The organism is Streptomyces pactum (genome assembly GCF_016031615.1).
Classification (GTDB): domain Bacteria; phylum Actinomycetota; class Actinomycetes; order Streptomycetales; family Streptomycetaceae; genus Streptomyces; species Streptomyces pactus.
The window spans coordinates 727,536-753,617 of record NZ_JACYXC010000001.1; the positions used below are offsets into that span (position 1 = coordinate 727,536).

Below are 26,082 nucleotides of genomic sequence, written 5' to 3' on the forward strand. Positions count from 1 at the left end.
GGACGACGGCCCCGCGGGCGGCCCGGGCCGGCCGCCGCCCGGGCCGCTCCGGGCCGCCGGGCGGGTCCCGGCGGCCGCGCGATGGCGGCCTGCGCGCCCGGCCGGGAGGCGTTCGGCGCGCGACGGCTCCCCGGCGCGGGGGCGGGGGAAGGTACGCCCGTACGGGAGCGTGGCTCGATTCGCTCCTTCGAGTGTGGGCACCCGGAAGGAACGCACCGGGTCCGGCGGGACGGACCGGCGGCACAATGGGGTGACCGGCTGTATGTGGCCATGACAAGGGCGGAGAGATGACTGGTGCCAGGCTTCCGAACACCGCCGACGCCCGTTCCGCGCGGGAGCGCCGCCCGCTCCACGAGCGGCTGGACGCCTTCGGCAGCGCCGCCTGCGTGATGGACGAGCACGGCTGCATCGTGGCGGTCAGCGCCCGGGCCGAGGAGTTGCTGGGCCGGCCGGGCCGGGAGCTGATCGGCCACGACGCCCACGACCTGCTGCACCGCAACCGGCACGGCGAGTCGGTGCCCAGGACCCAGTGCCGGATCCGCCGGGCCATCCTGGCCGGGCGGTCGGCGCAGGGCTCCCTGATGTGGTTCGAGCGCGGGGACGGTTCGCTGCTGCCGGTCGCGTGGCTGGTCACCCCGTACGACCTGGGGGAACCGGGACCGCACGCGCTGGTGCTCTTCCACAGTCCGGAGGACGCCGACCTGCCCGGCCCGGAGCCGGAGCGGCCGGTGGGACCGCTGCCGGAGCTGGAGCGGCTGGCGCTGCTCGCCGAGCTGACCACCCAGCTGACGGCGACCCTGGACACCGACGAGGCGCTGCGCCGGCTGGCGAGCCTGGTGGTGCCCCGGCTCGCGGACTGGGCGGTCATCGACCTCATCACCGAGCGGGACGAGGTGTGGCGCTCGGCCGTGGTCCATTCGGTGGACGGCGCCCTGGTGAACCAGGACGACCTGGAAGGGCCGATGCCGCCGATCCCGGAGCACTCCACCATGCCGCTGTCCCGGGCGCTGCGCGGGGCGGCCTCCGCGCTGGCCGGGCCGGAGATCTACCAGGGCGCACCGGACTCCGGGATCGCGGTGGAGCAGCGCCGCATGTTCGAGGCCACCGGCATCCACTCCGCGGCCATCGCCCCCATCCGCGGGCTGCGGGAGGTGCTGGGGGCGCTGACCCTGGGCCGGGCCGAGCGGCCGGAGGGGTTCACCACCGCCGATCTGCCGTTGCTGGAGGACATCACCCGCCGGGCCGGGCTGGCGCTGGACAACGCCCGCCTCTACCAGCGGCAGCGCATGGTGGCCGAGACCATGCAGCGCCATCTGCTCCCCCAGCTGCCCCGGGTGCCGCGGCTGGAGATGACCGTCCGGTACCTGTCGGCGCCGGACGCCTCGCAGGTCGGCGGCGACTGGTACGACGCCTTCGCGCTGGCCGACGGGTCCACCGCGCTGGCCATCGGGGACGTGGTGGGGCACGACCTGGACGCGGCGGCCGGCATGGCCCAGCTGCGGAACATGCTGCGCGCCTACGCGTGGGACGCGGAGGACTCCCCGAGCGGGGTCGTCGAGCGGCTGGAGCAGGCGGCCGAACAGGTCGCCGAGGTGGACCTGGCCACCTTGATCTTCGCCCGGATCGTGCCCGTCGGCGCCGCGGGCTGGGAGCTGTCGTGGACCAATGCCGGCCACCCGCCGCCGCTGCTCATCGACCACGAGGGGCTGTCCCGGTACCTGACCGGCGGCCACGGCATCATGCTGGGCACCGGTGCCGGCCGGGGCCGGCCGGACGCGACCGAGCTGCTGCCGCCGGGAGCGACCCTGCTGTTCTACACCGACGGCCTGATCGAGACCCACGGCCGGTCCCTGGACGACGGGCTGGACCGGCTGCGCCGGCACGCGGCGTCGCTGGCCCACCGCTCGCTGGACTCCTTCACCGACCTGCTGCTGAGCCGTACCCGGCCGGCCGACAACGACGACGACGTGGCCATCCTCGCGCTGCGCACCCCGCCGGAGCCCTGACGGCCCCGCGGTCGGGGCCCCGCCGTGCGGTGCGCACGGCGGGGCCTCGTGGCGGAACGGGAGCGCCCCGCGCCGCGCGCACCGGCGGCCCGGGCCACCGGTGCGCAGGCCGGCACGCTCCTCGCGGGGGCGACGGTCAGGACGCGGCGGGGGCGACCGGCCGGCTCAGGCCGTGGGCGGTGACCAGGCGCGCGCTGCCGTCGGCGAGCCGGTAGGACAGACCCGCCACGGCGACCCGGCCCTCGGCCACCCGGTCGGCCAGCACCCGGGAGCGTTCCAGCAGCAGGTCGACGGTGTGCCGGATGTGTTCGTGCAGGACCTCGTCGCCACTGTCGTGTCCGGCGGCGCGGGCGGACAGCACGCTGGTGGTCACCCGTTCCACGACGTCGCGGACGAACCCGCCGGGCGCGGTGCCGTTCTCCAGCGCGGCGCCGGCGGCCGCGATGGCCCCGCAGGAGTCGTGGCCCAGGACCACGACCAGCGGGCACTCCAGCACGCTCACCCCGTACTCGATGCTGCCCAGCACCTCCGAGCCCACCACATGCCCGGCGGTACGCACCACGAAGAGGTCACCCAGCCCCCGGTCGAAGATGATCTCGGCGGCCAGCCGGGAGTCGGAGCATCCGAACATCACCGCGAAGGGACTCTGGGACGGGGCGGTCTCGGTGCGGCGGGCGGCGTCCTGGTTGGGGTGCGCGGGCTCGCCGGAGACGAAACGCCTGTTTCCGGCCAGGAGCGTCTCGAAGGCGTCATCGGGAGTCGGGATCAGTGTTTCAGTCATACCCGCAATCTATGACGATCGCGCCGCGGCGCGTGCCCGGGGGCCGCCACGGGCGGCACCGGTCCGGGAACCGCGCGGCCGGGACGGCGGGTGCGGAGCGGCGCATCCGCCGGGTCCGGAGCGGGCCACGGTGCCGGAGCGGCCGTGCGGGGTGTGGTGCCGCAGACGCCGTGACGGTGCTGCTGCCGGAGCGGCCGTGACGGTTGCGGCGCCGGAGGGAATGGAGTGCACTGAGGCGAGGGAGACCGCCATGGCACATGACCGGCTCGGGCTGGGAGAGGTTCTGGCGGCCGCGGAGCGCTCCGCTCCGGTGGCCTCCATCGACGTGGTCGGACGCAACCTGCGGGAACGATTCGGCGCGGCGAGCGTGTCGTTCCTCTTCGTCGACGTGGTGGGCCGGCAGGTGGTGCGGCTCGCCGACAGGACCACCTCCGCGCAGCGGGGCCGGGACACCGAGCAGATTCCACTGGCCGGCAGCGCCTACGAGGAGGTGCTGCGCACCCAGCGGGCGACGTGGTTCCCGGCCGACGGTTCCGGGCAGCGGGTGGTCGCCCCCGTCACCAACCGGGGCGACACCATCGGCCTGCTGGAGCTGACGGTGCCCCGGGCCACCGGGACGGTGCTGGAGCAGGTCGGCCAGGCCGCGCACGCGCTGGCGTACATCATCGTCGCCGACCGCCGTTTCACCGATCTCTACCACTGGGGTCAGCGCACCACCCCGCTCAGCCTGGCCGCCGAGATCCAGCACCAGCTGCTGCCCTCCTCCACCTGCTGCGAGGCACCGGAGTTCACCCTCGCCGCGGCGCTGATCCCGACCGACAGCATCGGGGGCGACACCTACGACTACACCCTCGACCACGACACTTTGCACGTGTCCGTCACCGACGCCATGGGGCACGACGTGGAATCCGCCCTGCTGGCCACCATCCTGATCAATGCCTCCCGCGGCGCCCGCCGCGCCGGGTGCGACCTGGCCGAACAGGCCCGCCGGACCCACCGGGCGATGCTGGACCACGGCCGGGACGCCCTGGCCACCGGACAGCTGCTGCGCGTCGCCCTCGACGGTGGGGGCGCACAGCTGGTCAACGCCGGCCACCCCTGGCCGCTGCGCCTGCGCGACGGCCGGGTGGCGGAGGTCCCCCTCGACGTGGATCTGCCCTTCGGCGTCCCGTCCCCCACCGCCCACGGCGTGCAGGACCTCGATCTTCGCCCCGGCGACCGCCTGCTGCTGGTCACCGACGGTGCGCTGGAACGCGCGGCCGAGGGGGTGGACCTGCCCGCCCTCATCCGCGGCACCGCCGCGGAGCATCCGCGCGAGGTGGTGCAGGCCCTGTCCGCCGCGGTGACCGACGCCTGTCACGGGCGTCTGGAGGACGACGCCACCCTGCTGTGCCTGGACTGGTTCGGCCCCGGTGGGGCGGGACGCGGCGTGGCGGGCGGGGCCGGAGCCTGATCCCGGGGGAACCGGCGGACCGGCGGGCCGGATCCAACCGGGCGGCGTGCCGTGCCCGGACCGGCTCCGGGCGGGGCCGGTCCGGGCACGGCCGGATCGACGACGGTACTCACGGGCGGCACGCTGCACGGCGCCGGACCGGACAGCCGCAGCCCGGAGCGGTCACTGGCCCCGCCCGCCGCTGGCGCGGGCGGGGCCGGTGTCGTGGTGCCGTGACGCTTCAGGCGGGGGTGTAGGCGCGGGTTGCGACGTGGTCGTGGGTGATGGCGTCGGGCAGGACGGTGGCCAGACCGGTGCGCTGGACGATCTCGGTGAGGGCCTGGATGGAGTTGGCTTCCACGGTGATGCGCGGATGGACCCGGTGGCGGGTGAAGTAGGCGTCGATATGGCCGCGGGTGGCGAAGTCACCGCTGAGCAGGGCCAGGTGCTGCCGATCGAGATCCTGGACCGGCATGGGCCGACGGCCGGCGGCAGGGACGTGCTGTGCCGCGGTGACGAGGCTGAGGGTCTCGGTGAACAGCGGTGTGGCGGCGATGCCGGGCAGATGGGGCGCGGTGAAGGCGATGCCGAGGTCGACCTCGTCACCGGCCAGGCCGGCTTCGATGCGGTCCTGAGCCGCTTCGGTGAGGGTCAGCGTGATGCCCGGGTGACGGGCATGGAACTCGGCGACGACCGGGCCGATGAGGTAGGCGGTGAACGTCGGCGTGACCGCGAGGCGGAGGTGGCCACGGGAGAGGTCCTGGACGTCGTGGACGGCCCGTTCGGCGGCGGCCAGGTCGCGCAGGGCCCGGTGGGCGTGCTCGATGTAGACGGCGCCGGCGTCGCTGGGCCGTACGGTGCGACCGGTGCGGTCGAGAAGCTGCACGCCCAGGGTGCGCTCCAGCTGTCTGACCTGCTGGGAGAGGGTGGGCTGGGAGATGTGCAGCTCCTCGGCGGCGCGGGTGAAGCTGCCGTGTTCCGCGACGGCGAGCAGGTAGCGCAGGTGACGCAGTTCCAGGGCGGCCATAAAAACACACTATAGATGAGATCTATAGGGGCCATGGTCAGCAGCTCTTGGACACTATAGATGCAGGTCGTGCATGGTGGAACTCGTCGGCCCCCGAGGCCGGACGGCTAACGGAGGGAGTGACCCATGCAGGACCTCACCGAGGGCGTCGCGCGGTTCCAGCGCGATGTCTTTCCGGCCAAGGCGGACCTCTTCACCCACCTCGCCGCCCACCACACGCCGCACGCGCTGTTCATCGGCTGCTCGGACGCCCGTGTCGTACCGGAGCTGATCACCCAGGGCGAGCCGGGTGAGCTCTTCGTCATCCGCACCGCCGGAAACCTCGTCCCCGCCTACGCCCCCGGCGCCAACGGGGTGACGGCCAGCATCGAGTACGCCGTCGCCGTGCTGGGCGTGCGCGACATCGTGGTGTGCGGTCACTCCGCCTGCGGCGCGATGACCGCCCTGGCAGAAGGCCACGACCTTACCGGCGCGCCGACGGTCGCGGAGTGGCTGCGGCACGCGGACGCCGCCGTGGCCCGCACCGCCGGCATGGCGGCAGGCCCCGAGAAGGTCGGCGCGCTGGTCCGCCGGAACGTCTCGGCGCAGCTGACCAACCTGACCACCCACCCCTCCGTCGCCCGGGCGCTGGCGGAGAGGAAGGTGACGCTGCACGGCTGGGTCTTCGACATCGCCACCGGAGGCGTCGAAGCACTCGACGTCACCGGCGCGGGCACCGCCCTCGCCGCCTGACCGGGCCCCGGCCCCGATCCGCCCCGGACCCTGCCCGGAGGCGTTGACAGGTCCCGGCCCGCGACGTGGCACGCCGGGACCGCCCCCCACCCGAGAACCTGCCGGCCCACCCTCCCCTTGAGGACCGGCACCACCGTAGAAGGAGCTCCTGTCATGGTGCACGCCCAGTTCGATCCCACCGCTCGCGAGGCTCTGGCCAATGCCGCTGTCGAGGCCAAGATCCGTAAGGACCTCACCTGGGAGCAGATCGCCGACGCCGCCGGCCTCTCGGTCGCTTTCACCACCGCCGCCGTCCTGGGCCAGCACGCCCTCCCGGAGGCGTCCGCCAAGGCCGTCGCCGAGCTGCTCGGCCTGGACGAGGACGCGGTGATGCTCCTGCAGACCATCCCCACCCGCGGCTCGATCCCCGGCGGCATCCCCACCGACCCGACCATCTACCGCTTCTACGAGATGCTCCAGGTCTACGGCACCACCCTCAAGGCCCTGGTCCACGAGCAGTTCGGTGACGGCATCATCTCCGCGATCAACTTCAAGCTGGACGTGAAGAAGGTCGCCGACCCCGAGGGCGGCGAGCGCGCCGTCATCACCCTGGACGGCAAGTACCTGCCGACCAAGCCCTTCTGAATCCGGGGCACCGCCTCCACCGGTGGGGCGGGCCGCAGCATCCGGCCCGCCCCGCCCGCAGCCCCACCCGACGCAGCCCCTTCCCGGAGGGAACCCATGGACTTCGTGCAGCGCACCATCGACCTCGCCCGGCAGAACGTCGCCGAGGGCGGCCGGCCCTTCGCGACCGTCATCGTCAAGGACGGCGAGGTCCTCGCCGAGAGCGCGAACAAGGTCGCCCAGACCAGCGACCCCACCGCCCACGCCGAGATCCTCGCCATCCGCGAGGCGTGCGTGAGGCTGGGCACCGAGCACCTGACCGGCACCACCATCTACGTCCTCGCCCACCCCTGCCCGATGTGCCTGGGCTCGCTGTACTACTGCTCGCCGGACGAGGTCGTCTTCCTCACCACCCGCGACGCCTACGAGCCCCACTACGTCGACGACCGCAAGTACTTCGAGCTGGACACCTTCTACGAGGAGTTCGCCAAGCCGTGGGACGAGCGGCGCCTGCCCATGCGCCACGAGCCCCGCGACGCCGCGGTCGAGGTCTACCGCCTCTGGCAGGAGCGCAACGGCGGCGACCGCCGCGTCGCCGGCGCCCCTACCGCCGCCTGACCCCGCCATGACCGGGTGGATCTGCGGTGGCGGACGAGGCAACCGAGGAGGCCGAACCCGCCGATCGGAGGTCTGAGACTGCTGACGATGACGAGGGTGATCAGCAGGCGGCCCCGCCCGTCGGCAGGCTCTCCGTCACCGGCGCCGCAGAGCCGGAGTTCCTGGGCATCCCAGGGATGCCGTGTTCGGGGCTGAATCCTTCCACGGCGAGGCGGAAGAGGCGGCCGGCCTGGGTGACGGGGTCCTGGTGATGCTCGGTCGCCAGGGCGATGCCGACAGCGAGGGTCAGCAGGTCGTGGAAAGTGACATGCGGTGCGACCGCCTGGTCCCGGACGGCTCGCTGAAGCAGGGGATTCCCGGCCGCCTCGATTCTGCTTCCGCAGGAGTGCGGGGAGGGCTCTTCGGTGGGGGGCTCGTAGCTGAGGGTGTCGGCGAATCCGCGGGCCGAGACCGCGTAGTCGACGAGGGCGCGGAGCCACTCCAGGAGTGCGGTGCGGCTGTCCTCGGCCGCACTCAGCCGGTGGGCGTGCTCGCACAGGACTTCGATGCGCTCCTGGAAGACGGCTTCGAGAAGGGCCCGGCGGGTGGGGAAGTGGCGGCGCAGGGTCGCCGATCCGACGCCCGCGGCCCGGGCGATCTGCTCCTGGGATGCGTCGGCACCGTGTGCGGCGACCTCGGCTTCGGCGGCGGCGAGGATGCGTCGGTAATTGCGTCGGGCGTCTGAGCGTTGGCCGGTCATGATCTCCCCATTGCTAAACGGCGGACCCCGCCATATCGTAGCGGCAGGGAAAACGGCGGGCCCCGCCGTTTTCCTTCTCCGGTCCGTGAGGAGCAGCGGCCATGCCCGTCGACAGCGATACCGTCCTGGTCACCGGAGCCACCGGCCGGCAAGGCGGGGCCACAGCTCGCGCGCTCCTGGCCGCCGGGGTGCCCGTACGTGCACTCGTACGCGATCCGTGGTCGAAGCCCGCACGGGCGATCGAGGCGCTGGGCGCCGAGCTGGTGCGGGCGGACCTCTCCGACCGGGCCACCCTCGGCCCGGCGGTCGAGGGGGTCCGCGCCGTGTTCTCCGTGCAGATGCCGCCGATGACCGAGACCGCTGTGGACTTCGCGGGCGAGCTCACCCAGGCCACCAACCTCGTGGATGCCGCGAAGGCCGAGGGCGTGCGGCAGTTCGTGCAGTCCTCGACCAGCGGAGTCGGTGAGCACACCCAGGCCCCCGGTTGGGCCGAAGGCCGCTGGGCAGCGATGGCCGACTACTTCCACACCAAGCAGGCGATCATGGAGGCGGTACGCGCCGCGGGTTTCGCCCGCTGGACGGTGATCAAGCCCGCCTTCTTCATGGAGAACCTGCCCCTGCTGGCGCCCCGGGGGCCCCGCGGCGGCCTGCTGACGGTACTGAAACCGGATACCGAACTGGCCCTGGTGGCCGTGCGGGACATCGGCACCGCCGCGGCACACGCCCTCGAAGACCCCGACCGGTTCCACCGGGTGGAACTGGAACTGGCCGGTGACCTGCGCACGATGGAACAGATCGCGCAGACCTTGTCCGCCGCCTGGGGCGTGCCGGTGACCGCGCCTTCCATGGGCCTGCAGGAGGCCCTCGACGCGGGCATGCCGACGTGGGGAGCCGGACACGAGTGGAACAACATGGTCCTCCAGCCCGCCCGGCCCGCCTTCGCCCAGGAACTGGGCATCCCGCTCACCACCTTCGCCGAGTGGGCGGACGAGCAGCTGACACCCGTGTCCGGCCACGGGCATCCGACGCCGTGACCTTCGGCAGCGCCCGCCGGGGCGGAGGCCGGATTCGCCGGGCACCTGCACCCATTGGCCGGCCTGCCGTTCCGGTCCCGGGCCAACCGGGCCTGCCTGCGGAAGCGGGGAATCCGGTGCACGACGCGTGGCATGCTGACCACGGCCAGGGCCGACAGGATGAGGGAGAGACAACGATGGGGGCTCAGTACTACGGCGCTGACAGCGGGAACGGCGACCGCATCGACGACCCCTCCGAGGACGCGCTGCTCATGTCGCGGAGCCTGCTGGACTCCGGCCGTTCGAGATCACGAGCGTGTCCGCAGCCAGTGACGCGCGGCGTCCAGGGTCACCTCGACGTCGTCGCTCCATGAACAGACTTCCAGCCACGACAGGTAGCCGCTCTGCGTGAAGACCAGGATCTCACCGGGGCACTCGCCAGACTCGGTGACGAGCTGCGCTTCGGCAGCCACGACCGTGCTGGAGCCAGTCGGTGCGGGCTCCGCTTCGCCGGTGTCAAGCTCGAAGTAGGCGGTGCCGCACCCGCACGTGCAGCGCGCTCGCACGCTGAGGTGCGGAATCTGTCTTCGGAGCGCGACATGAACCGGACTGTCCGTGTTCAGGACTGCTGTGAGCACGCCGGCTACGTCGGCAGGCAGGCTCTCGTTCACCCCGTCACCATATGTGACCAGCAACGTTGTCCCGACTGTGCTGGCCAGTCGCCAATCGGTCAACCATCGCAGTTGCGCGCGATCGCCACCAGGTTCGTCAAGCTCGCCCACCGCTACCGCGCCGGAATCGTCCTGGCCTCGCTGATCCTCCGGCTCCGCGGACCAGCCAGGTGATCATTTGTCGGACAACCCCTAGCCGGCCTCGGTCCCGGGCACGATGTGGACCGCCGCCTCCTCCGCCGAGGCCGCCGCGCCGTCGATGCCCACATCGCGGCCGACGAGGTCCTTCTCGGTGTCCGGGTGCGCGCCCTCGTCGGGGGCGACCAGGCGCCCGGCCCGCTCCGCGCCCACCTCGCCGTCCAGCGGCTCCCCCTCCCCCCACGGCTGGTCGCCGATGCCGTCACCCTCCGGCGGCCGCACCTCGGGCAGCTCGTCCGCCAGCCGCTTCTCCAGTGGCTGCCGGGCGTGCTGCTCGGCCGCCGTGGTTCCCCAGCTCTCCACCCCCAGCGGCCGTTCGGGGGGCGAGTAGCCCTCGTCGAAGGCGGATTCCAGGCCCCGGTCGATGAGGGTGTCCTCCGGTTCCAGGAGCCCCTCGTCGTCCTGCACCTCGGAGTCGTCCGGCTGGTAGACCTCGTCGCCCATTTCGCTCATGGCCCTGTCCTTGCCTCGCCTCGCCTCGTTCCCCTGGCCGGCCCCGGCGCCTGGACTTCCGCAGCGGTTTCACCACCAGTATCCCCCCGAACCGTCATATTTCCTGCGCTGCGGTGTCCTGCCCCACGGGGGCAGACTCGACGGGTGACGGGAAAGCACAGCGCCGGGATCCTGCTGTTCCGGCAGCGCCCGGGCAGCGGCCCGGAGGTCCTGCTGGGACACATGGGCGGTCCGTACTGGGCCGGCAGGGACGCCCGCGCCTGGTCGGTGCCGAAGGGCGAGTACGAACCGGGTGCGGAGGAGCCGGAGGCCGCCGCCCGCCGGGAGTTCGCGGAGGAGCTGGGCCTGCCGCCCCCGGACGGCCCGCTGCTCCCCCTCGGCTCGGTCCGGCAGTCCGGCGGCAAGGAGGTGACGGTCTGGGCGGTGGCCGGTGACCTGGACCCGGACCGGGTGGTCCCGGGCACCTTCGAGATGGAGTGGCCGCGCGGCTCGGGCCGGCTGCGGCGGTTCCCGGAGGTGGACCGGGTCGCCTGGTGGGACCTGGACCGGGCGCGGGAGCTGGTCGTGGCGGCGCAGGGAGCCTTCGTGGACCGGCTGGCGGAGCGTCTCGCCGGGTGATGCGGGCCACCTCCGCGCCGGCGGAGGTGGCCTCGCCACGCGACACCCGCGCCGGCGGCGCCACCGGCGGCGGCGCCGGAGACGGGAACGGCCGGGCCACCGGGGCGGGGCGGCCGACGACCGGAACGGCCGGATCGCGGGAACGGCCGGGGTCGCCGGGGCGGCGCCGGAGACCGGACCGGCACCACGCCGGGGCGACGCCGGAGACCGGACCGGCACCACTCCGGTATTTCACCAGTAAAACACTTGCTAACCTTCTGGTATGCCGAAGCACCCCGAAGCCCCCGGGAAGCGGCCGGGCGGTCCCGTCCGGCCGCCTTCCCTGCGTCGCACCGTGCGGCTCGGGAAGGCCGTGGACATCTGGCGCAAGCCCGCGTTCAGCGCGGCCTTCTCACTCGCGGTCCCGAACCTCTCCCTGCTCGCCGCGGACCGCCTCGATCTGGCGCTGTACACCTCCGCCGGGGCGATGTGCGCGCTCTACGGGCACGGGCTGCCCTACGCGGCCCGGGCCCGCGCCCTGTTCTGGGTGGTGCTGGGCATGGTCGCCGGTCTGGGGCTCGCGCTCACCGCCGCCTGCTGGACCCGCTCGGCACCGGTGCTGGTACTCCTCGCGGCGCTGCTGGCGGCCGTCCACAAGGTCGTCTGTGACGCGACCCGGATCGGCCCGCCGGGCAACCTGATCTTCACGTTCATCGCCGCCTCGGCGTTCTTCGTGCCCCAGCGTCCCGCCGAGGTCCCCGGGCACCTGCTGCTCGCGGCGGCCTGCGGCGCGTTCGCCTGGCTGGTGTGCATGGCACCGGCCGCGGTGCGCCCGCACGGGCCGGAGCGTATCGCCGTCGCCCGGGCGCTGGAGGCGGCGGCGGGCCTGCTGCGCGCCCCGGCCGACGCCGGGGCGCGGCACGCCACCGCGGCCGCGGTGAACGCCGCCTGGCACACGCTGCGGTCGGCGCCGCGCCGTACGGGTGCACGGCCCGGCCGCCGCCCGGGGGCGGCCGGGCGGGGCTCCGCCGCACGGGTCCGGACGGGTCTGGCGCGGCTGCTGGTGCGCGCCGAGTCGGCGCTCGCCGCCGAGGTCGGCGACCCGGCGGCCGAGGCGGAGCGGTACACCGGCTGGGCCCGCGACCTGCGCAGCGGGCGGCCGCTGCCCCGGGTCGCGCTCACCGCCGCGCAGGCGGCCGAACTCGCGGGGGTGGCCGTCGAGCGGGCCGGCTCCGCGCCGTCCGCGTCACCGGCACCCCGGCAGGGGCCCGGGCGCCGGGCGCGGGCCGGTGCCCGCCGGATCGCGGCCGCGTTCGCCCCCGGCTCGCCCCTGCTGCCGGTCGGGGCCCGGGTGGCCGCCGGCTGCGCGCTCGCCGGCTGGGTGTCCATCGCCGCCGGTGTCAGCCGTCCCTACTGGGCCGTGGTCACCGCCGCGTCCATCCACCAGGCGAACACCAGCCTGTCCTGGCAGCGGGCGGTGCAGCGCACCCTGGGCAACCTGCTGGGGCTGGTGGTGTTCGCCGCACTGCTGCCGGTCGTCCACACCGGGGCGGCGGCCATGGTGCTGCTCGTCCTGGCCTGTCAGATCGGCGCCGAGGCGCTGATCACCCGCAACTACTGGCTGGGCAGCGTCTGCGTCACCCCGATGGCGCTGCTGCTCACCGAGTTCGGCGGCAGCCACCCGGCCGGGGAGCTGATCGGCGCCCGCTGGACCGACACCCTGCTGGGCGCCGGGCTGGGCCTGCTGGCCTGCTGCGTGATCACCAACCGGCGGGCCACCGGCCGCGCGGAGGCGGCGCTGCGGGCGGCGGAGGACGCCATGGCCGAGGCCCGGCGGACGCTCGCCGCACCGGCTCCGGAACCGGCCGCCGGACCGGGCGCCGGCCCCGTCGGCGACCGGCTGCGGACGTCGCTGGTGGAGTTGCGGGAGGCGGTCGAGGTGGCCTCCGGCGAGTGGTGGCAACCTGCCGGTACGCAGGAGCGGGCGGCCGCCGCCGAGCGGGAGGGACACCGGCTGCTCGCCCAGTTGGTCCGGCGGCGTCCCGCCGACCGCCGGGCGGCAGAATGGGGCTGAGGCGCGCCGGAGACACCGGCGGAGAGGAGACCCGAGGTGGCCGAGGACATCGTCGCACGCGTGGAGCGGCAGTGGCAGCAGGTCCATCCCGGCCTGGACACCGGGCCGATGGGTCTCATCGGCCGGCTCAACCGCTGCGCGGCACTCCTCCAGCAGGCCGCCGACGCCCCCTTGGTGCACGAGGGGCTCTCCCGCCCGGAGTTCGACATCCTGGGGACCCTGCGCCGCACCGGCCGTGAGCTGACGCCCGGTCAGCTGGCCCGGGAGACCTTCGCCTCGGGCGCCGCCGTCACCAAGCGGCTGCGCGGCCTGGAGGAACGCGGCCTGGTGGCCCGGCACCCCGACGCCCGCGACCGCCGGGTCTCGCATCTGTCGCTCACCGACGCCGGCCGGGAGCTGATCGACCGGCTGCTGCCGCGCCAGCTGGCGTACGAATCCAGTCTGCTGGCGGGGCTGGACGACCGGCGCCGGTCGGATCTGTCCGAGCACCTCTCGGAGCTGCTGGTCCTGCTGGAGGGGCGGCTGGGCGGCCTCCAGCTCTGACCCCGGCCGGCGCCCCGGGCCCCGACCTCCGCCGGACCCCGACCGTCCCGGTACGCGAGGCTGGGCCGGCAGCCGGCGGTGACGCCGCCCCTCCCCGGCGGCCGCCCCCGGCTGCCGTCCCGGCCGGCCCCGCCCGGGGGCCGGGCCCCTCGTACGCACCCGTACCGGGCCCCGTACGCACCGGGGGCGGTCGGCGCGCACGGAGCGCCCGGCGGCCGGCGCCTCACCCGGCACACCGGGCGCCCCCGGCGTCCGTACCGGCGGGCCGGGCATCCGTTCCGCCCCGCCGCCGCGGCAGGGGCCGGCTCCGCGCCGCGGCGGGCGGCGGCCTCCCGGCGACCGCACCGGCCGCCGCCCGGCGTCAGCCCAGCTCGGTGCCGGTGGCCTCCAGCGCCTCGGTGAGCGGCTGGTAGAAGGTCTCCCCGCCGGAGGTGCAGTCGCCGCTGCCGCCGGAGGTCAGTCCCAGCCCGGTGTTCCCGGCGAAGAGCGGGCCACCGCTGTCGCCGGCCTCGGCGCAGACGGTGGTCGCGATCAGGCCCTCCACAGTGCCCTCGGCGTAGTTGACGGTGGCGTTGACCGCGGTGACCACCCCCTCGTGGAGCCCGGTGGTGCTGCCGCTGCGCCGCACCTGCTGGCCCACGATCGCCGTACCGACCTCGCTGATCTCCTGGACGCCGCCGTTGTAGAGGTTGACCGCGCTGGGGTGGGCGATGTCGGCGGTGTACCGGGCGAGGCCGTAGTCGTCCCCGGGGAAGCTGCTGGCCTCGGTCAGGGCGACCTCCGAGCCGCCGCGGGCGTCCGACCAGCTCTCCACCAGCTGGGTGCAGTGACCTGCCGTCAGGAAGTACGGCTCGCCGTCCTGGAGGACGTTGAACCCCAGGGAGCAGCGGGCCTGGGCGCCCCAGATGGCGTCCCCGCCGGCGATCAGCGGCCGCAGCGTGCCCGCCGACCGGCGGACCGTGGCCCGGTCGCCGAGCGAGGAGACCACCGTGTCCAGCCGCCGCATGTTCTCGGCGGTGACCGAGGAGTCGGCGGTGACCACCACCTGGTTGGTCCGGGGGTCCATCGCCCAGGCGGTGCCGGGGATGGCGGCCTGGTCCTTCAGTGTCGCGCGGGCCTCGTCGAGGGAGGCCAGGGAGTGTTTGACCACCCGGGGGCGGCCACCGGCCTCCCGGACCCGGTCCGCCGTCTCCTCGTCCGTCACGTTGACCACCAGCGCCCGCTCCTGGGGGTCGTAGTACGAGCCGGCCGTTGCGGACCCGAGGTCGTCGTCGAGGGTGGTGGCCAGCTGACCGGCGTTCACGGCCGTCATGGGATCGGGGATGTCGTCGCCCGGAGCGGCACTGGCGCTGGGCAGGGCGAGGGCGGCGGCGGCCAGCATCACCAGGCCGGCGCCGGCGGTGACCGCACCGCGGGTCCGTACACTTCTGCGCTTCAACTCGAACCTCCGTGGGGGGGGACGGGCCCGGCGGTGGACCACCGGGCGGCTCGATGGAGACCGAGCGGACCGCCGCGAGACCACCCACCCCGAGCCACAAAGCATGCCAAACCAACCCATATCAGAAGTCTGTCGTCGGTCCGACCGTGACTCGCGGTCCACGGCACCGGCACCGCCTGGCTCGCCGCACGGCCACCGGGCTCGCCGGAGGATTCCCCGCCCACCGCTTCGTCCCGGCCCCCGGACCGGGACGGCGCCGAGCGGGCGGACCGGTCCCCGGCCCGGAACGGTGACGCCGGGGCAGCGGCTGCCGTTCCGGCGAGGCCGTCCGGACGGCCTCGCCCGGGGAGCGGCGACGCCGTCCGGACGGGGCCGCCGGGGCCGGGCCGTCCGGGAGAACGCACACCGCCCCGGCCGGGGGTGCCGGCCGGGGCGGTGGGAACGCGGACGGGAACCGTCAGGCGAGGGTCGCCAGCGCCTGGTTGAAGGTCGCGGACGGGCGCATCACCGACGCGGCCTTGGCCGGGTCGGGCTGGTAGTAACCGCCGATCTCGGCCGGCGAGCCCTGCACCGCGATCAGCTCCTCGACGATGGTCTTCTCCTGCTCGGTCAGCGTCTCGGCCAGCGGCTTGAACGCCTCCGCGAGCTGCGCGTCGTCGGTCTGCCGGGCCAGCTCCTGCGCCCAGTACAGGGCGAGGTAGAAGTGGCTGCCGCGGTTGTCGATCCCGCCCAGGCGGCGGCTCGGCGACTTGTCCTCGTTGAGGAAGGTCGCGGTGGCGCGGTCCAGGGTGTCGGCGAGGATCTGGGCCCGCGCGTTGCCGGTGGTCTGCGCCAGGTGCTCGAAGCTGACCGCCAGCGCGAGGAACTCGCCGAGGCTGTCCCAGCGCAGGTAGTTCTCCTTGACCAGCTGCTGCACGTGCTTGGGCGCGGAGCCGCCGGCGCCGGTCTCGAACAGGCCGCCGCCGTTCATCAGCGGGACGACCGAGAGCATCTTGGCGCTCGTGCCCAGCTCCAGGATCGGGAAGAGGTCGGTCAGGTAGTCCCGGAGCACGTTGCCGGTGACCGAGATGGTGTTCAGGCCCTTGCGGATGCGGTCCAGGGAGAACGCGATCGCGTCCACCGGGGCCATGATCTCGATCTGCAGGCCCTCGGTGTCGTGCTCGGGCAGGTAGGCGCGGACCTTCTCGATGAGGTTGGCGTCGTGCGCGCGGTTCTCGTCGAGCCAGAAGACCGCCGGGTCGCCGGTGGCACGGGCGCGGGTCACGGCGAGCTTGACCCAGTCCTTGATCGGCGCGTCCTTGGTCTGGCACATCCGGAAGATGTCGCCGGCGCTCACGGCCTGCTCCAGCACCGCGTCGCCGTTCGCGTCCACCACGCGCACGGTGCCGGTGACCGGGATCTCGAAGGTCTTGTCGTGGCTGCCGTACTCCTCGGCCTTCTGCGCCATCAGGCCCACGTTGGGCACCGAGCCCATGGTGGCCGGGTCGAAGGCGCCGTTGGCGCGGCAGTCGTCGATGACCACCTGGTAGATGCCGGCGTAGCTGCTGTCCGGCAGGACCGCGAGGGTGTCGGCCTCCTGGCCGTCCGGGCCCCACATGTGGCCGGAGGTGCGGATCATGGCCGGCATCGAGGCGTCCACGATGACGTCGCTGGGCACGTGCAGGTTGGTGATGCCGCGGTCGGAGTCCACCATCGCCAGCTCGGGGCCCTCGGCGAGCTCGGCGTCGAAGGACGCCTTGATCTCGGCGCCCTGGGGCAGCGACTCCAGGCCCTTGAAGATGCCGCCGAGGCCGTCGTTCGGGGTGAGTCCGGCCGCGGCCAGCGCCTCGCCGTACGTGGCGAAGGTCTTCGGGAAGAACGCGCGCACCACGTGGCCGAAGATGATGGGGTCGGAGACCTTCATCATGGTGGCCTTCAGGTGCACCGAGAACAGCACGCCCTCGGCCTTGGCGCGGGCGACCTGGGCGGTGAGGAACTCGCGCAGCGCCGCGACGCGCATCACGGAGGCGTCCACGACCTCGCCGGCGAGCACCGGCACCGACTCGCGGAGCACGGTGGTGGAGCCGTCGTCACCCTTGAGCTCGATCCGCAGCGCGCCGTCCTCCGCGACGACCGCGGACTTCTCCGTGGAGCGGAAGTCGTCGGCGCCCATGGTGGCGACGTTGGTCCGGGAGTCGGAGCTCCAGGCGCCCATGCGGTGCGGGTGGGTCTTGGCGTAGTTCTTCACCGAGGCGGGGGCGCGGCGGTCGGAGTTGCCCTCGCGCAGCACCGGGTTCACGGCGCTGCCCTTGACCTTGTCGTAACGCGCCCGGATCTCCCGCTCCTCGTCGGTCTTGGGGTCGTCCGGGTAGTCCGGCAGCGCGTAGCCCTGCTCCTGCAGCTCCGCGATCGCCGCCTTCAGCTGCGGGATCGAGGCCGAGATGTTGGGCAGCTTGATGATGTTGGCGGCGGGGGTCTTGGCCAGTTCACCGAGCTCGGCGAGCGCGTCGTCGATGCGCTGGTCCTCACGGAGGTGCTCGGGGAAGCTGGCGATGATCCGGCCCGCGAGCGAGATGTCACGGGTCTCCACAGTGACCCCGGCCGTCGAGGCGTACGCCTGGACCACGGGCAGGAACGAGTACGTCGCCAGGGCCGGGGCCTCGTCAGTGTGGGTGTAGATGATGGTCGAGTCAGTCACCGGGTGCTCCGCTCCACGTCTGTAACATTGCTCGACATCAAGATATCTCGTGAGCGGGCCGCACTCGACAGGGACCCTGGCCACATTCCGGCATCCGGGACGGGGCGCGGCCGCGGCACCGCGGCGGGACGGCCCGGGGCATCCGGCTCAGGACGGGGCCGGGGCGTCGGCACGGGCCGGGCGGCACGGGACGTCGGGGCCGGGGCGTCAGGACGGGCCGGGCCGGGGCCGGGCGTCAGGACGGGCGGGGCAGGGACGGGCCAGGGGCCTGAGGGCTCAGGACGGGGCGGCGATGAGCAGTGCGACGTCGTCGTGGTTCTCCGGGTGGCGCAGCGTCCGCAGCAGCCGGTCGCAGGTGGCCTCCAGCGACGGGTCCGCGGGGCGCAGCAGGTCCAGCAGCAACCGCAGCCGGTCGTCGATGTCGTCGGTGCGGGTCTCCACCAGGCCGTCGGTGTACAGCACCAGCCGGTCACCGGGGTCGAGCGGCACGGTGACCGCCCGGTAGGCGGGTCCGCCCGCGCCCAGCGGCGCGCCGGCCGGCAGGTCGAGCAGGCGCGGGGTGCCGTCGGCGCGCACCACGGCCGGGGGCAGGTGCCCGGCGGTGGCGGTGCAGCACTGCCCGCGGCGCGCGTCGTGGACGGCGTACACACAGGTGGCGAAGTACGGGTCGAGCCCGGAGGTGATCTCGTCCAGGCGGGCGAGGACGTCGGCCGGGTCGAGTCCGAGCATGGTCAGGGTCCGGGTGGCGATCCGCAGCCGGCCCATGGTGGTGGCGGCGTTCACCCCGCTGCCCATGACATCGCCCACCACCAGCGCGGTGCGCTCGCCGGGCAGGTGGATGACGTCGAACCAGTCGCCGCCGACCTCGCTGCCCGCCCCGGCCGGCTGGTAGCGGGCGGCGACGTCCAGCCAGGGACGTCCGCGGGGCGGTTCGGGGAGCATGCTGCGCTGCAGGGTGAGGGCGATGTCGTGCTGCCGGCGGTACCAGCGGGCGTTGTCGATGCTCACCGCGGCGCGCGCCGCCAGCTCGCAGGCGAGCAGGGTGTCGTCCTCGCCGAAGGGCTGCGGGTTGCGGGCCCGCTTGAGGTCCAGCGCGCCGAGCACCTCTCCCCGGGCGATCAGCGGCACCGCGAGGTAGGAGTGGACCCCGGCCTCGGCCAGCAGCCCGGCGGCGTGGCGGTCGCGGGCGATGGCCGTCAGGTCCTCGGGACCGGTCCGGGCCACGATCACCGGCCGGGCGGTGCTGACACAGCGGGTGACCAGCCGGTCGGCGGCGTAGCGGGCGGTCTCGCCAGGCGGGTCGGCGGCGCGCACCGCGACCGTGGGGTAGGCGGAGACCACGGCCAGCGCCCGAAACGTGGCGGGCCCGTCGGACGGCACCTGGTGCGGCCGGCCGTCCAGCACCGAGTCCAGGACGTCGACCGCCGCCACGTCGCCGAGTTCCGGCACCGCCACCTCGGCCAGTTCGCGGGCGGTCCGCTCCAGGTCCAGGGTGGTGCCGATGCGCACCGAGGCGTCGGCCACCACGGCCAGCCGGTGGCGGGCCTGCTCGGCCTGGGCGGCGGCGCGGTGGCGGTCGGTGACGTCGATGACGGAGGCGGCCAGACCGAGGACCCGGCCGTCGGCGCCCTCCAGCCGGTACAGCGACACCGACCAGGCGTGATCGGTGTCCGGGTGGGCGGGGGTGCGGCCGACCACCTCCCGGTCCAGGACCGGTTCGCCGGAGGCGAGGACCTGCCGCATCAGCCGCTCGACGTTCCGGGCCTCGGCCGATTGCAGCACCTCGCCGGCCCGGCGGCCCGTGTGCCCCTCGGCGCTGATGCCGTCCAGCGCGACCAGCGCCGGGTTGACGGTCACGTACCGCAGGTCGTTGTCGAGCACCGCGACGCCGATCGGGGACTGCTCCACCAGCCGGACCGACAGGGCCAGGTCCCGCTCCACGGCGCGCAGGGTCGCCCGGTCGGAGGCGAGGCCCAGGGCATAGGGGTCACCGAGGTCGTCGGTGAGCCGCATGGCCCGGAGTTCCAGCAGCCGGTCGCCGCCGCCCTTGAGCCGGATCGGGAAGACCCCGGCCCAGCTCTCCCCGGTCTCCATCACCCGGTCGAACAGGGTCAGCGCCGCGTCCAGGTGGTCCTCGGCGACCAACAGCCGCACCGCGGGCCGGCCCAGCGCCTCGGCGGCGCTGTGCCCGAGCAGCCGCTCGGCCTGGGGGCTCCACAGCACGATCCGGCCGCGCGCGTCGAGCACCACCGCGGCCACGCCCAGCAGGTCCAGCAGGCCGCCGGGCGGGGCGGCCCCCTCCGGGCCGCCCGCCACCCCGTCCAGGCCACCCGGCGGGCCCGTCGGGCCGGCTGCCGCGCCCCACGGGCCGGCTGCCGTGCCGTCCGGCCCGCCGGCCGCGCCGTCCTCGGCCGGCCCCGGGCCGGCCGGGAATCCACCGGTCTCGCCCATCCGGCTGCTCCTTCCGACGCCGCTTCCATCGTCTCTCGCGGACCGCCGGGGAGCAGCTTCACGCCGCGTCCCGGCGGGGGCGCCGGCCCGCCGGAGGTCCGTGCCGCCGGTCACCTCCGCGGGCCGCCGACGGTACGGGGGCCTCCGCCGGGTCGCGGGGCCCGGCCCGGCGCACCTCGGCGGGGCCCGGCCGGGGGTCGGTCAGTCCCCGGTCAGCTCGGCGAGCGCGAGGTTGAGCTCCAGGACGTTGACGCGCGGTTCCCCGATGAAGCCGAGGGTGCGGCCCTCGGTGTGGTCGCGGATCAGCCGGTTCACCCGCGCCACGCCGAGGTGGTTGCGTTCGGCGACGCGGTGCGCCTGGAGCCGGGCGTAGGCGGGCGAGATGTGCGGGTCCAGCCCGGACCCGGAGGAGGTGACGGCGTCGGCCGGCACGTCCGCGGGGTCGATCCGGTGGTCCGCGGTGGAGTTGTCCCGGACCACGGCCGCCTTGGCCTCCCGTACCGAGCGGAGCAGCTCGGCGCTGTCGGCGGACCGGTTGGTCGCGCCGGAGACCAGCAGCCGGTACCGGGTGTTGACGCTGTTGGTGCCGAGCCCGTGGGACGGGCGGGGCTGGAACCACCGCAGGTCCGGTGCGGGGGCCTTCCCCGGCTTCCCGGGCTCCCCCGGCGGCAGGGTGTAGGTCTGGCCGATGAGGCGGGAGCCGACGACCCGGCCGTCCACGGTGATCTCGGACCCGTTGGCCCGGCCGGGGAAGAGGGTCTGGGCAACACCGGTGACGGCGAGCGGGTAGAGCACGCCGGTGAGCAGGGTGAGCACGAGCAGGGCGCGCAGCCCGGCCACGGGCATCCGGACGAGAGCGGTCACGGAGTTCTTCATGGCGGTCATCCGATCCCGGGGACGGTGGAGACGAGCAGGTCGATGAGTTTGATGCCGGCGAACGGGGCGATCAGGCCACCGAGGCCGTAGACGCCCAGGTTGCGGCGGAGCATCCGGTCGGCGCCGGCCGGGCGGTACCGCACCCCCTTCAGGGCGAGCGGCACGAGCGCCACGATGACCAGCGCGTTGAAGACGACGGCGGAGAGGATCGCCGACTCCGGCGATGCCAGGCCCATGATGTCGAGCCGGTCCAGGGACGGGTACGCGGCCGTGAAGACCGCCGGGATGATCGCGAAGTACTTCGCCACGTCGTTGGCGAGGGAGAAGGTGGTCAGCGAGCCGCGGGTGATGAGCAGCTGCTTGCCGATCTCCACGATCTCGATGAGCTTGGTGGGGTCGGAGTCCAGGTCCACCATGTTCCCGGCCTCCTTGGCGGCCGAGGTGCCGGTGTTCATCGCCACCCCGACGTCCGCCTGGGCGAGGGCCGGGGCGTCGTTGGTGCCGTCGCCGGTCATCGCCACCAGCCTGCCGCCGGCCTGCTCCCGCTTGATCAGGGCCATCTTGTCCTCGGGCGTGGCCTCGGCGAGGAAGTCGTCCACGCCCGCCTCGGTGGCGACCGCCCGGGCGGTGAGCGGGTTGTCGCCGGTGATCATGACCGTCCGGATACCCATCCGGCGCAGCTCGGCGAACCGTTCCGGCATGCCGGGCTTGACGACGTCCTTGAGGTGGATCACGCCCAGGACCCGGGCGCCGGCGGCGTCGTCCACGGCGACCAGCAGCGGGGTGCCGCCCGCCTGGGAGATCTCCTCGGCGACCCGGGCGGCGTCGCCGTCCACCCGCCCGCCGCGGTCCCTTACCCAGGCGGTGACCGAGGCGGTGGCGCCCTTGCGGATGGTGCGGCGGCCGTCCGGCTCCGCCAGGTCCACACCGCTCATCCGGGTCTGCGCGGTGAAGGCGGTCCACACGGCGCCGGTCAGTTCCTCCCGGCGGCCCCGCAGCCCGTACTCCTCCTCGGCGAGGACCACCACCGAGCGGCCCTCGGGGGTCTCGTCGGCGAGTGAGGACAGCCGGGCGGCGGCCGCCACCTCGGCGGCCGTGGCGCCGCCGACCGGCACGAACCCGGCCGCCTGCCGGTTGCCCAGGGTGATGGTGCCGGTCTTGTCCAGCAGCAGCGTGGAGACGTCGCCGGCGGCCTCGACGGCCCGGCCCGACAGGGCGAGCACATTGCGCTGGACCAGCCGGTCCATGCCGGCGATCCCGATCGCGGAGAGCAGCGCGCCGATGGTGGTGGGGATGAGGCAGACCAGCAGCGCGGTCAGCACGATGAGCGAGGTCTGCCGGTCCGCCCCGGCGTGCACCGCGAACGGTTCGAGGGTGACCACGGCCAGCAGGAACGCGATGGTGAGCGAGGCGAGAAGGATGTTCAGCGCGATCTCGTTCGGCGTCTTCCGCCGGTCCGCCCCCTCGACCAGGTGGATCATCCGGTCGATGAAGGTCTCGCCCGGCCTGGTGGTGATCCGGACGACGATCCGGTCGGAGAGCACCCGGGTGCCGCCGGTGACGGCGGACCGGTCGCCGCCGGACTCGCGGATGACCGGGGCCGATTCGCCGGTGACGGCCGACTCGTCCACCGAGGCGACGCCTTCGACGACGTCGCCGTCGCCGGGGATGACGTCCCCGGCCTCGCAGACCACCAGGTCGCCGATGCCCAGCCGGGTGCCGGGGACCCGCTCCTCGGTCCCGGCGCCGGTCAGCCGGCGGGCGACGGTGCCGGTCCGGGCCCTGCGCAGCGAGTCCGCCTGGGCCTTGCCGCGCCCCTCGGCGACCGCCTCCGCCAGGTTGGCGAAGAGCACGGTCAGCCAGAGCCAGGCGGTGATGAGCCAGCCGAAGCCGTCGGCCGGGTCCAGGCAGGCCAGCACGGTGGTGAGCACCGAACCGACCTCGACCACGAACATCACCGGGGAGGCGGCCATCACCCGCGGGTCGAATTTGCGCAGTGCCGCGGGGAGCGAGGCGATCAGCTGGGCGGGGCGGAACGGGCCCGGGGCGGCCCGGCCGGCGGCGGCCTCCCGCTGTCCGCCGGGCAGGTCGTGGCGGGGGGCCCGGGTGGCGGTGGTCATGGGGTCCTCGTGCGTCGTCGGGTGGGTGGTCATGCCGCCAGCCCCTCGGCCAGCGGCCCCAGGGCCAGGGCGGGGAAGTAGGTCAGCCCGGTGATGATCACGATCGCGCCGACCAGCACCCCGGTGAACAGGGGTTTCCCGGTGTGCAGGGTGCCCGCCGTGGCCGGCACCGGCCGCCGGCCGGCGAGCGAGCCGGCCAGCGCCAGGACCAGGACCATGGGCAGGAAGCGGCCGAGCAGCATCGCCAGGCCGATGGTGGTGTTGAACCACGGGGTGTCGGCGTTCAGGCCGGCGAACGCCGAGCCGTTGTTGTTGGCGCCGGAGGTGTAGGCGTACAGGATCTCCGAGAAGCCGTGCGCGCCGGAGTTGGCCACCGAGTCCGCCGGGGTGGGCAGCGCCACCGCGGCGGCGGTGAGGCCGAGCGCCAGGGCGGGCGTCACCAGGATGGAGCAGGAGGCCAGCTTGATCTCCCGGGTGCCGATCTTCCGGCCGAGGTACTCGGGGGTGCGGCCGACCATCAGGCCGGCGACGAACACCGCCAGGACGGCCATGACGAGCATGCCGTAGAGGCCGGAGCCGACACCGCCGGGCGCGATCTCGCCCAGCATCATGGACAGCAGGGTGATCCCGCCGCCGAAGCCGGTGAAGGAGGAGTGGAAGGAGTCCACCGCGCCGGTGGAGGTCAGGGTGGTGGAGACCGCGAAGATCGACGAGGCGCCGATGCCGAAGCGCAGCTCCTTGCCCTCCATCGCGCCGCCGGCCTCCTCCGGCACGGCCCCGCGGCCGGCGAACTCCGTCCACCACATGAGGCAGACGAAGGCCACCCAGATCAGCGCCATGGCGCCGAGGATCGCGTAGCCCTGCCGGAGGTCGCCCACCATGCGGCCGAAGGTGCGGGTGAGCGCGGTGGGGATGAGCAGGATCAGGAAGATCTCGAAGAGGTTGCTGAAGGGCGTGGGGTTCTCGAAGGGGTGGGCGGAGTTGGCGTTGAAGTAGCCGCCGCCGTTGGTGCCCAGCTCCTTGATGACCTCCTGGGAGGCCACCGCGCCGCCGTTCCACTCCTGGGTGCCGCCGCCGAACTGCCCCACCGGGTGGATGCCGGCGAAGTTCTGGATGACGCCGCAGGCCACCAGGACCAGGGCGCCGGCCACCGACAGCGGCAGCAGGACGCGGACGGTGCCGCGCACCAGGTCGGCCCAGAAGTTGCCCAGCTCACCGGGGCGGCCGGTGCGGGTGCGGGCGAAACCGCGGACCAGGGCCACCGCGACGGCCATGCCGACCGCGGCCGAGACGAAGTTCTGCACCGCCAGGCCGCCGGTCTGCACGACGTGGCCCATGGCCTGTTCGCCGGCGTAGGACTGCCAGTTGGTGTTGGTGACGAAGGACGCGGCGGTGTTGAACGCCTGGTCCGGGTCGATGGAGGCGAAGCCGAGCGAACCGGGCAGCGAACCCTGCAGGCGCTGCATCCCGTACAGCAGCAGCAGGCCCGCCGCGGAGAACACGAGCACGCCGCGGAGGTAGGCGGGCCAGCGCATCCCGGCGTCGGGATCGGCCCCGATGGCCCGGTACATCCACGTCTCGACGCGCAGGTGCCGCTCGGAGGTGTACACCCGGGCCATGTGGTCGCCGAGCGGACGGTATGCCAGGGCCAGCGCGCCGACCAGCGCGAGGAGCTGGAGCACACCGGCGAGTTGGGGGCTCATCGTCGGTCTCAGAACCTCTCCGGGTGGAGGAGGGCGAGGACGAGGTAGCCCAGCAGGGCGACGGCCACGATCAGGCCGACGATGTTCTCGGCGGTCACAGCTTCGCCACCCCCTTGGCGATGAAGGCCACCAGCGCGAACACCGCGACCGTGATGACGACGAAGGCCAGGTCGGCCATCGCGAACTCCTGAATGGGATTCGATCGGACATGCGGACCTGACGAGGAAAGCGCCTCATGGCGCGTTTTCGACGCTCCTTGACGGGCTCCATACGGCCGCCGGGACGTCCTTGACGGGTCTCATACGCCCCGGTTCCGGCCGGTGCGGTGGTCGGAACCGGGCCCGCCCGCGGAGCGCCGGCGGGCCGGTCCGCCGGGGACGGGGGTCAAACCGGAACCAGCGGGGGACGAGGGGGCCGAGCCGGGGCCGGATCGAAGCCGGGTCGGGGCCGGGCCGGGGGGCCGGGTCGGGCCGGCCGGCGCTGTCCGTGACCGGGGCGGGGGGCCGGACCGGGGGCCTGCCGGGGACCGATCGGGGGGCCGCGGGCGCCGGCGGCGCACCCTTAAATCGCTGTCCCGGACGGCGCGTTGCCACGATCATGGACCGGTCCCGCGTCACGCGACCGCCGACCGCCGAGGAGCCGCCCACCCATGCCGCCGGTCCCCGCCGACCCCACCGTCCTCCACCCGATGCCCGGGCAGCCGCGCGTGGTGCTGCTCAAGCCGCTGGTGACGTCCCCGCTGATCGAGGTCGGGGAGTACTCCTACTACGACGACCCGGACGACCCGACCGCGTTCGAGACGCGCAACGTCCTCTACCACTACGGACCGGAGAAGCTGGTCATCGGCAAGTTCTGCGCGCTGGGCACCGGGGTGCGGTTCCTCATGAACGGCGCCAACCACCGGATGGACGGGCCCTCCACGTTCCCCTTCCCCACCATGGGCGGATCCTGGGCCGACCACTTCGACCTGCTCACCGGGCTGCCCAACCGCGGCGACACGGTGGTCGGCAACGACGTCTGGTTCGGCCACGGTGCGACGGTCATGCCGGGCGTACGGATCGGGCACGGCGCGATCATCGGCTCCGGCTCCGTGGTCACCGGCGACGTGCCCGACTACGGCATCGTCGGCGGCAACCCGGCCCGCCTCATCCGTACCCGCTACAGCGCCGCGGACGTCGCCCGGCTGCTCGCGGTGGCCTGGTGGGACTGGCCCGTGGAACACCTCACCGAGCACGTGCGGACCATCATGGCGGGCAGCATCGACGAGCTGGAGGCCGCCGCCCCGGACACCCCGGCCGCCGGAAGCACCCCGCGCCCGTGACCCGCCGGC

The 26,082-nt window shown here is 74.0% G+C and carries 22 protein-coding genes; 10 read left to right on the forward strand and 12 right to left on the reverse strand.

What is annotated here, in order from left to right; all coding sequences use genetic code 11:
* The first annotated feature begins 287 nt into the window (after window positions 1-287).
* On the forward strand, window positions 288-2,006 hold the full coding sequence (locus IHE55_RS02880) for a SpoIIE family protein phosphatase (protein WP_197987572.1): 1,719 nt from the start codon (window positions 288-290) through the stop codon (window positions 2,004-2,006).
* Window positions 2,007-2,142: 136 nt separating this feature from the next.
* Here the strand turns inward: IHE55_RS02880 and IHE55_RS02885 are convergent, their stop codons facing one another.
* On the reverse strand, window positions 2,143-2,787 hold the full coding sequence (locus IHE55_RS02885) for a carbonic anhydrase (RefSeq protein WP_197987573.1): 645 nt from the start codon (window positions 2,785-2,787) through the stop codon (window positions 2,143-2,145).
* 250 nt (window positions 2,788-3,037) lie between these two features.
* Between IHE55_RS02885 and IHE55_RS02890 the strand changes: the two genes are divergently transcribed.
* Complete coding sequence (locus IHE55_RS02890; RefSeq protein ID WP_197987574.1) at window positions 3,038-4,240, forward strand: PP2C family protein-serine/threonine phosphatase; 1,203 nt, start codon at window positions 3,038-3,040, stop codon at window positions 4,238-4,240.
* A 220-nt stretch (window positions 4,241-4,460) separates the two neighbouring features.
* Here the strand turns inward: IHE55_RS02890 and cynR are convergent, their stop codons facing one another.
* Window positions 4,461-5,246, reverse strand: coding sequence for a transcriptional regulator CynR (gene cynR, locus IHE55_RS02895; protein ID WP_197987575.1), 786 nt, complete (start codon window positions 5,244-5,246; stop codon window positions 4,461-4,463).
* Between the two features lie 126 nt (window positions 5,247-5,372).
* Between cynR and IHE55_RS02900 the strand changes: the two genes are divergently transcribed.
* The 3 genes from IHE55_RS02900 to IHE55_RS02910 all read left to right on the forward strand — a co-directional run bounded on the left by IHE55_RS02900 (window position 5,373) and on the right by IHE55_RS02910 (window position 7,199).
* Window positions 5,373-5,978: a carbonic anhydrase gene (locus IHE55_RS02900; protein WP_197987576.1), complete on the forward strand. Its 606-nt coding sequence runs from the start codon at window positions 5,373-5,375 to the stop codon at window positions 5,976-5,978.
* Window positions 5,979-6,131: 153 nt separating this feature from the next.
* The gene (gene cynS, locus IHE55_RS02905; RefSeq protein ID WP_197987577.1) at window positions 6,132-6,602 is read left to right on the forward strand and encodes a cyanase; all 471 of its coding nucleotides are present in this window, start codon (window positions 6,132-6,134) and stop codon (window positions 6,600-6,602) included.
* 96 nt (window positions 6,603-6,698) lie between these two features.
* Window positions 6,699-7,199, forward strand: coding sequence for a nucleoside deaminase (locus IHE55_RS02910; RefSeq protein ID WP_197987578.1), 501 nt, complete (start codon window positions 6,699-6,701; stop codon window positions 7,197-7,199).
* Between the two features lie 100 nt (window positions 7,200-7,299).
* Here IHE55_RS02910 and IHE55_RS02915 read toward each other — a convergent pair whose 3' ends face one another.
* The gene (locus IHE55_RS02915) at window positions 7,300-7,938 is read right to left on the reverse strand and encodes a TetR/AcrR family transcriptional regulator (protein WP_197987579.1); all 639 of its coding nucleotides are present in this window, start codon (window positions 7,936-7,938) and stop codon (window positions 7,300-7,302) included.
* Window positions 7,939-8,039: 101 nt separating this feature from the next.
* Here IHE55_RS02915 and IHE55_RS02920 point away from each other — a divergent pair, with 101 nt between their 5' ends.
* Complete coding sequence (locus IHE55_RS02920) at window positions 8,040-8,972, forward strand: NmrA/HSCARG family protein (protein WP_197987580.1); 933 nt, start codon at window positions 8,040-8,042, stop codon at window positions 8,970-8,972.
* A gap of 287 nt (window positions 8,973-9,259) precedes the next feature.
* Here IHE55_RS02920 and IHE55_RS02925 read toward each other — a convergent pair whose 3' ends face one another.
* A complete protein-coding gene (locus IHE55_RS02925; RefSeq protein ID WP_197987581.1) occupies window positions 9,260-9,622 on the reverse strand; it encodes a hypothetical protein in 363 nt (120 codons plus the stop codon).
* 192 nt (window positions 9,623-9,814) lie between these two features.
* Window positions 9,815-10,273: a DUF5709 domain-containing protein gene (locus tag IHE55_RS02935; RefSeq protein WP_197987582.1), complete on the reverse strand. Its 459-nt coding sequence runs from the start codon at window positions 10,271-10,273 to the stop codon at window positions 9,815-9,817.
* A gap of 144 nt (window positions 10,274-10,417) precedes the next feature.
* Between IHE55_RS02935 and IHE55_RS02940 the strand changes: the two genes are divergently transcribed.
* The 3 genes from IHE55_RS02940 to IHE55_RS02950 all read left to right on the forward strand — a co-directional run bounded on the left by IHE55_RS02940 (window position 10,418) and on the right by IHE55_RS02950 (window position 13,487).
* Window positions 10,418-10,891 carry an NUDIX hydrolase gene (locus IHE55_RS02940; RefSeq protein ID WP_197987583.1) on the forward strand — a complete coding sequence of 158 codons (474 nt, stop codon included), beginning with the start codon at window positions 10,418-10,420 and terminating at the stop codon, window positions 10,889-10,891.
* 262 nt (window positions 10,892-11,153) lie between these two features.
* Window positions 11,154-12,944, forward strand: coding sequence for an FUSC family protein (locus tag IHE55_RS02945; protein ID WP_197987584.1), 1,791 nt, complete (start codon window positions 11,154-11,156; stop codon window positions 12,942-12,944).
* 36 nt (window positions 12,945-12,980) lie between these two features.
* Entirely contained in the window at window positions 12,981-13,487 is a 507-nt protein-coding gene (locus IHE55_RS02950; RefSeq protein WP_197987585.1) for a MarR family winged helix-turn-helix transcriptional regulator, read from the forward strand.
* 361 nt (window positions 13,488-13,848) lie between these two features.
* Here IHE55_RS02950 and IHE55_RS02955 read toward each other — a convergent pair whose 3' ends face one another.
* From IHE55_RS02955 to kdpF, 7 genes are all read right to left on the reverse strand, one after another.
* Window positions 13,849-14,925 (reverse strand): S1 family peptidase, encoded by a 1,077-nt coding sequence (locus tag IHE55_RS02955; RefSeq protein ID WP_372442606.1) that lies wholly within the window; start codon window positions 14,923-14,925, stop codon window positions 13,849-13,851.
* 457 nt (window positions 14,926-15,382) lie between these two features.
* On the reverse strand, window positions 15,383-17,602 hold the full coding sequence (locus tag IHE55_RS02960) for an NADP-dependent isocitrate dehydrogenase (RefSeq protein WP_197987586.1): 2,220 nt from the start codon (window positions 17,600-17,602) through the stop codon (window positions 15,383-15,385).
* Window positions 17,603-17,878: 276 nt separating this feature from the next.
* Complete coding sequence (locus IHE55_RS02965; RefSeq protein WP_197987587.1) at window positions 17,879-20,053, reverse strand: SpoIIE family protein phosphatase; 2,175 nt, start codon at window positions 20,051-20,053, stop codon at window positions 17,879-17,881.
* 201 nt (window positions 20,054-20,254) lie between these two features.
* The gene (locus tag IHE55_RS02970) at window positions 20,255-20,929 is read right to left on the reverse strand and encodes a potassium-transporting ATPase subunit C (RefSeq protein WP_197987588.1); all 675 of its coding nucleotides are present in this window, start codon (window positions 20,927-20,929) and stop codon (window positions 20,255-20,257) included.
* Between the two features lie 5 nt (window positions 20,930-20,934).
* Window positions 20,935-23,082: a potassium-transporting ATPase subunit KdpB gene (gene kdpB / locus IHE55_RS02975; RefSeq protein ID WP_197987589.1), complete on the reverse strand. Its 2,148-nt coding sequence runs from the start codon at window positions 23,080-23,082 to the stop codon at window positions 20,935-20,937.
* Complete coding sequence (gene kdpA, locus IHE55_RS02980; protein WP_197987590.1) at window positions 23,079-24,752, reverse strand: potassium-transporting ATPase subunit KdpA; 1,674 nt, start codon at window positions 24,750-24,752, stop codon at window positions 23,079-23,081. The genes kdpB and kdpA overlap by 4 nt, the downstream gene beginning before the upstream one ends.
* Before the next feature lie 8 nt (window positions 24,753-24,760).
* Window positions 24,761-24,850 (reverse strand): K(+)-transporting ATPase subunit F, encoded by a 90-nt coding sequence (gene kdpF, locus IHE55_RS02985; protein WP_018516254.1) that lies wholly within the window; start codon window positions 24,848-24,850, stop codon window positions 24,761-24,763.
* A 551-nt stretch (window positions 24,851-25,401) separates the two neighbouring features.
* Between kdpF and IHE55_RS02990 the strand changes: the two genes are divergently transcribed.
* Window positions 25,402-26,073, forward strand: coding sequence for a CatB-related O-acetyltransferase (locus IHE55_RS02990; RefSeq protein ID WP_197987591.1), 672 nt, complete (start codon window positions 25,402-25,404; stop codon window positions 26,071-26,073).
* Window positions 26,074-26,082: the final 9 nt, after the last annotated feature.

Excerpts from the sequence above, each read along its gene's own strand:
- IHE55_RS02880 (WP_197987572.1), top strand. The coding sequence starts at position 288 with ATGACTGGTGCCAGGCTTCCGAACACCGCCGACGCCCGTTCCGCGCGG.
- IHE55_RS02885 (WP_197987573.1), bottom strand. The coding sequence starts at position 2,787 with ATGACTGAAACACTGATCCCGACTCCCGATGACGCCTTCGAGACGCTC.
- IHE55_RS02890 (WP_197987574.1), top strand. The coding sequence starts at position 3,038 with ATGGCACATGACCGGCTCGGGCTGGGAGAGGTTCTGGCGGCCGCGGAG.
- cynR (WP_197987575.1), bottom strand. The coding sequence starts at position 5,246 with ATGGCCGCCCTGGAACTGCGTCACCTGCGCTACCTGCTCGCCGTCGCG.
- IHE55_RS02900 (WP_197987576.1), top strand. The coding sequence starts at position 5,373 with ATGCAGGACCTCACCGAGGGCGTCGCGCGGTTCCAGCGCGATGTCTTT.
- cynS (WP_197987577.1), top strand. The coding sequence starts at position 6,132 with ATGGTGCACGCCCAGTTCGATCCCACCGCTCGCGAGGCTCTGGCCAAT.
- IHE55_RS02910 (WP_197987578.1), top strand. The coding sequence starts at position 6,699 with ATGGACTTCGTGCAGCGCACCATCGACCTCGCCCGGCAGAACGTCGCC.
- IHE55_RS02915 (WP_197987579.1), bottom strand. The coding sequence starts at position 7,938 with ATGACCGGCCAACGCTCAGACGCCCGACGCAATTACCGACGCATCCTC.
- IHE55_RS02920 (WP_197987580.1), top strand. The coding sequence starts at position 8,040 with ATGCCCGTCGACAGCGATACCGTCCTGGTCACCGGAGCCACCGGCCGG.
- IHE55_RS02935 (WP_197987582.1), bottom strand. The coding sequence starts at position 10,273 with ATGAGCGAAATGGGCGACGAGGTCTACCAGCCGGACGACTCCGAGGTG.
- IHE55_RS02945 (WP_197987584.1), top strand. The coding sequence starts at position 11,154 with ATGCCGAAGCACCCCGAAGCCCCCGGGAAGCGGCCGGGCGGTCCCGTC.
- IHE55_RS02965 (WP_197987587.1), bottom strand. The coding sequence starts at position 20,053 with ATGGGCGAGACCGGTGGATTCCCGGCCGGCCCGGGGCCGGCCGAGGAC.
- IHE55_RS02970 (WP_197987588.1), bottom strand. The coding sequence starts at position 20,929 with ATGAAGAACTCCGTGACCGCTCTCGTCCGGATGCCCGTGGCCGGGCTG.
- kdpB (WP_197987589.1), bottom strand. The coding sequence starts at position 23,082 with ATGACCACCCACCCGACGACGCACGAGGACCCCATGACCACCGCCACC.
- kdpA (WP_197987590.1), bottom strand. The coding sequence starts at position 24,752 with ATGAGCCCCCAACTCGCCGGTGTGCTCCAGCTCCTCGCGCTGGTCGGC.
- IHE55_RS02990 (WP_197987591.1), top strand. The coding sequence starts at position 25,402 with ATGCCGCCGGTCCCCGCCGACCCCACCGTCCTCCACCCGATGCCCGGG.